At 61.5% G+C, this 4,152-nt stretch carries 2 protein-coding genes and 1 pseudogene; 2 read left to right on the top strand and 1 reads right to left on the bottom strand.

Going from position 1 to position 4,152, the window contains the following annotated elements:
• Positions 1-116 precede the first annotated feature (116 nt).
• Positions 117-1,350: pseudogene (locus F6X42_RS41840) on the bottom strand (helix-turn-helix domain-containing protein); the annotation flags it as partial.
• Between the two features lie 242 nt (positions 1,351-1,592).
• On the opposite strand from F6X42_RS41840, the gene F6X42_RS41835 reads away from it, so the two are divergent.
• Both F6X42_RS41835 and F6X42_RS41830 read left to right on the top strand, forming a co-directional pair.
• The gene (locus F6X42_RS41835; protein ID WP_187639616.1) at positions 1,593-2,552 is read left to right on the top strand and encodes an MBL fold metallo-hydrolase; all 960 of its coding nucleotides are present in this window, start codon (positions 1,593-1,595) and stop codon (positions 2,550-2,552) included.
• 153 nt (positions 2,553-2,705) lie between these two features.
• Positions 2,706-4,031 carry an MFS transporter gene (locus F6X42_RS41830; protein WP_187639615.1) on the top strand — a complete coding sequence of 442 codons (1,326 nt, stop codon included), beginning with the start codon at positions 2,706-2,708 and terminating at the stop codon, positions 4,029-4,031.
• Positions 4,032-4,152: the final 121 nt, after the last annotated feature.

Here is a 4,152-nt window from a genome sequence, read left to right as displayed (position 1 = left end):
GCGTTCTGACATCCAGAGAGCCGTCGCACTGTCGCAGCGGGATCTCGCTCACCTCGTCCTGATCTCTCGCGGCGTTGTTGGTCTCGTACTATATTCCAACTTCTGACGGGTTACGCTGACGGATACGTTCCAACCCGCAAGCTGACGTGCTGCGGTCGCGCGGATTCTTCGAAGCGGATTACGGTCGGCCCGAGCGGTCCGAGAATCGCGACCGCGACGCTCATCCCCGACTCGGCGGCCAAGGCGACGATCTCGCGTTCGGCGTCGCGTATCGGCGACATCCGCTGCAATGCGATCAGACCTAGCTCCATGCTGAGCGGCCCCGCATTGAAATAGCCCGCGTCGTCGCGACTGAGCAGACCCACCTTTAGCAAACTCACCAGGTGTGGGAACGCCTTGGCGGCGGGCATATCGGCGGCGGCGGCCAGATCGCGCAGCGACAGCGGGCGACCCGCGGAAACCAGCGCGAGCAACAGTTCGCCCGTGCTGTCGAGCGCGCTGATGCCGCGTTGCGCTTTCGGATCGCTGGTTTCGGTTACGTTAAAACCGGACGTGTCCGGAGTGTCGGTGTGCATGGTTTCAATTCGAGGTGACGAGCGCTTCGGTGACTTGCCGGGTGGTTTCGATTAACTGGCGAGCCACGTCGCCGTTCCAGCCGACGTCGATCGATCCCGAAGAACCGATTGCCGTCAGCGCAAGCTGCATTCGCTGCTGCGCGTCGAACACGGGCACGCTCAGGCTGCTGACGCCCGGACTCGGCGCGTCGACGCCGCGCTCGATCCCGCGCGCGCGGATGGCGTCGAAGCGTTTGAACCATTGCGCATCGATCACCGGGCGCTTGCCCGCGCTGTCGTCCGTCGACCATCCGCCGGGCGCGAGCGCCTGACTCCGCGCCATCTGGCGGACCTGCTCGTGCGCGTAGAACGCACAGAAGATGCGGCCCGTGGACGTGGCTTCGAGCGACATCACCGTACCGATATGCAGATTTACATGCAGCGGAAAACCGCCGCGCTCGTATCGCACGATGGTCGGCCCTTGCGCGCCCGCCACACAGATCGCCACGCTGAAGCCGACTTGCTGGGCAAGCGCTGCCGCGTACGGCGCGGCGATCCGGTACACCGGTTGCTGTTCGATATGCATGAGCCCGAGGCGCAACGACAACGGGCCTGGCTCGTAATTGCCCGTCAGCGCGTCGCGCTTGACGAGGCCAAGACGCGTCAGGCTCACCAGATACGTGTGAGCCTGCGCGGAAGACAGTTGTGCCTCGCCCGCCAGTTCGGTCAGCCCGAGCGGGACGCGATGCCGTGCCAGCGCTTGGAGCAGACGCCCGCCTACCTCGACGCTTTGAATGCCCCGTTGCTTCCTCTCGACCGACGCGTCAGCCGTCGTGTGACCCGGACTTTCGCCCGATGCGGATTTGACCAATTCGGTGCCTCGCGATGGAAGGGATAGATGGTATCCGATTGAGCCCCAACCCCCAATCTACGGAGTTTACCCTAGTTTAGTTAAAGGCAAGGTGTTTTGCTATTGACAAACTTTCGCATGACGACGACCATAGCTCATCCCCAACGAGTCGCATAACGGAGACAGACATGGCAAAGGCTTTTGCATCCCAGGCCGACCTGGAAGAAAAGAAAATCACATGGACCCAACTGTCCGAGAACGCATATGCGTACACGGCGGAAGGCGACCCGAATTCAGGCGTCATCATTGGCGACGATGGCGTGCTGATCGTCGATACGACTGCCACGCCCGCGATGGCGCAAGACCTGATCGCGAAGATCCGCAGCGTCACCGACAAGCCGATCAAATATGTCGTGCTGTCGCACTATCACGCGGTGCGCGTGCTCGGCGCGTCGGCGTATTTCGATGAAGGCGCGCAGCAGGTGATCGCGAGCCGCGGCACCTATGAAATGATCGTCGAGCGCGGCGAAGCCGATATGAAATCCGAAATCGAGCGCTTTCCGCGTCTGTTTGCTGGCGTCGAAACCGTTCCCGGTCTGACCTGGCCGACTCTCGTGTTCGAAAAGGAAATGACGCTTTTCCTCGGCAAGCTCGAAGTGCGCATCGCGCATCTCGGCTCGGGCCACACCAAGGGCGATACGGTCGTCTGGTTGCCATCGCAGAAAGTGCTGTTCTCCGGCGATCTGGTCGAATACGACGCGGCCTGCTATTGCGGCGACGCGCAACTCGAACAATGGCCCGCGACGCTCGAGGCATTGCGCGCGCTGAATGCAGACAAGCTCGTGCCGGGACGCGGCCCCGCGCTGCTCAATCCGGCTGACGTGAACAAGGGCCTCGACTACACGAAAGACTTCGTCACCACGCTGTTGCAGGCAGGCCATGACGCATTCAAGGACAAGCTCGACCTGAAGGGCGCGATGGCGCTCACGCGCAGGGCGATGGACCCGAAGTTCGGCCAGGTGTTCATCTACGAACACTGCCTGCCGTTCGACGTTTCGCGCGCGTATGACGAAGCGAGCGGCATCACGCATCCGCGTATCTGGACCGCGCAGCGCGACAAGGAAATGTGGGCCGCGCTGCAGGACTGATCGCGAAACAGGGCGCGGCACGCGCTGCGCACTGATCGCACGAAGCACACCTGGAAAGGCCGTCCGGCCTTTCACCGTTCAGAACATGAAGGCGCACAGACGCCTCGGGCTTGCTCGTCTCCAGTCAGACGCGCAACGCATATGGAGCGAGACATGCAACATTCCCTCGATGGCGACGCCATTCGGCAAGTCGCCCCTGTCACGGCCGATCACCTGATGTTTCAGAAGGTCGCGTGGCGCATCATTCCGTTTCTGTTTCTCTGTTATGTCGTGTCCTTTCTGGACCGCATCAATATCGGTTTTGCGCAATTGCAGATGAAGCACGATCTCAGCTTCAGCGATGCCATGTATGGGCTTGGCGCAGCCGTGTTCTACGTCGGCTATGTGCTATGCGAAGTGCCGAGCAACATCCTGCTCGCCCGATACGGCGCACGTAAGACCTTCATGCGCATCATGCTGCTGTGGGGCATCGCGTCGATGTGCATGATGTTCGTATCGAAGCCCGCGCACTTCTATATCCTGCGATTCATGCTCGGCGTGTTCGAGGCCGGCTTCTTCCCCGGCATCGTGCTGTATCTGACCTACTGGTTTCCGGCGAATCGTCGCGCGGCGGTGATGTCCGTGTTCTTTGCGGGCGTCGCGGTAGCGGGCGTGCTGGGCGGTCTGTTTTCCGGCTGGATCATGCGCGACATGAACGGCGTGATGGGACTGTTCGGCTGGCAATGGATGTTCGCAATCGAAGGCGCACCCGCCGTGATCCTCGCGTTTCTCACGTGGCGTTACCTGGTGGACAAGCCGCACCACGCGAACTGGCTCACCCACGAAGAAAAGGACCGGCTCGTTGCACTCTGCGCGCAAGGCCAGGCGGAGGACAGCAAGCACGACGGTCGCAGTTTCGCGGCGGCGCTGCTCAATCCGCGCGTCTATCTGTTCGCGTTCGTTTACTTCTCGCTGACCTGTGCGTCACTCACGTTGAACTTCTGGATGCCGCTGATGATCCGCGATTTCGGCATCAAGGATGTCGTGTCGGTGAGTCTCTATACCGTCGTGCCGAATGCGATCGGCGCGATCGGTCTGATGTTGATTGCGCGTCGTTCCGATCGCACGGGCGAGCGGCGCAAGCACTTTGCGTTTTGCACGATCGGCGGCGGGCTGGCGCTGGCGGCACTGACGCTGCATCTGAACAGCTTTCCCACGATGCTGGCGATTCTGTCGCTTGCCGCCGTATTGATCTTCGCCGCACTGCCGATCTTCTGGTCCGTGCCGACGAGCCATCTTTCCGGCAAGGCTGCGGCATCCGGCATTGCGTTTATCAGCAGCATCGGGATCACGAGCGGCATCGTCAGCCCATGGGTGATCGGCCAGATTCGCACGAGTACGGGCAGCATGGATCTCGCGGTCTACCTTCTCGCGAGTTTGCTGGTGCTGAGCGGGCTGGCGTTGATGGTCGGCATCAAGGCCGAGGCAGTGAAGGCTTAGCAGGCTGCGGAAATACCTCGCGCTGAAGTCATCGCGACGGATAGCAAAAGCGTTGATGTAAGAACCTCACCCGCCCCCTGGAGATCATGCGCGGCACCGACACGTTCACCGAGAGTCTGTT

Source organism: Paraburkholderia podalyriae (assembly GCF_014397785.1).
Lineage (GTDB): Bacteria > Pseudomonadota > Gammaproteobacteria > Burkholderiales > Burkholderiaceae > Paraburkholderia > Paraburkholderia podalyriae.
This window is presented reverse-complemented; position numbering and strand designations above follow the sequence as displayed.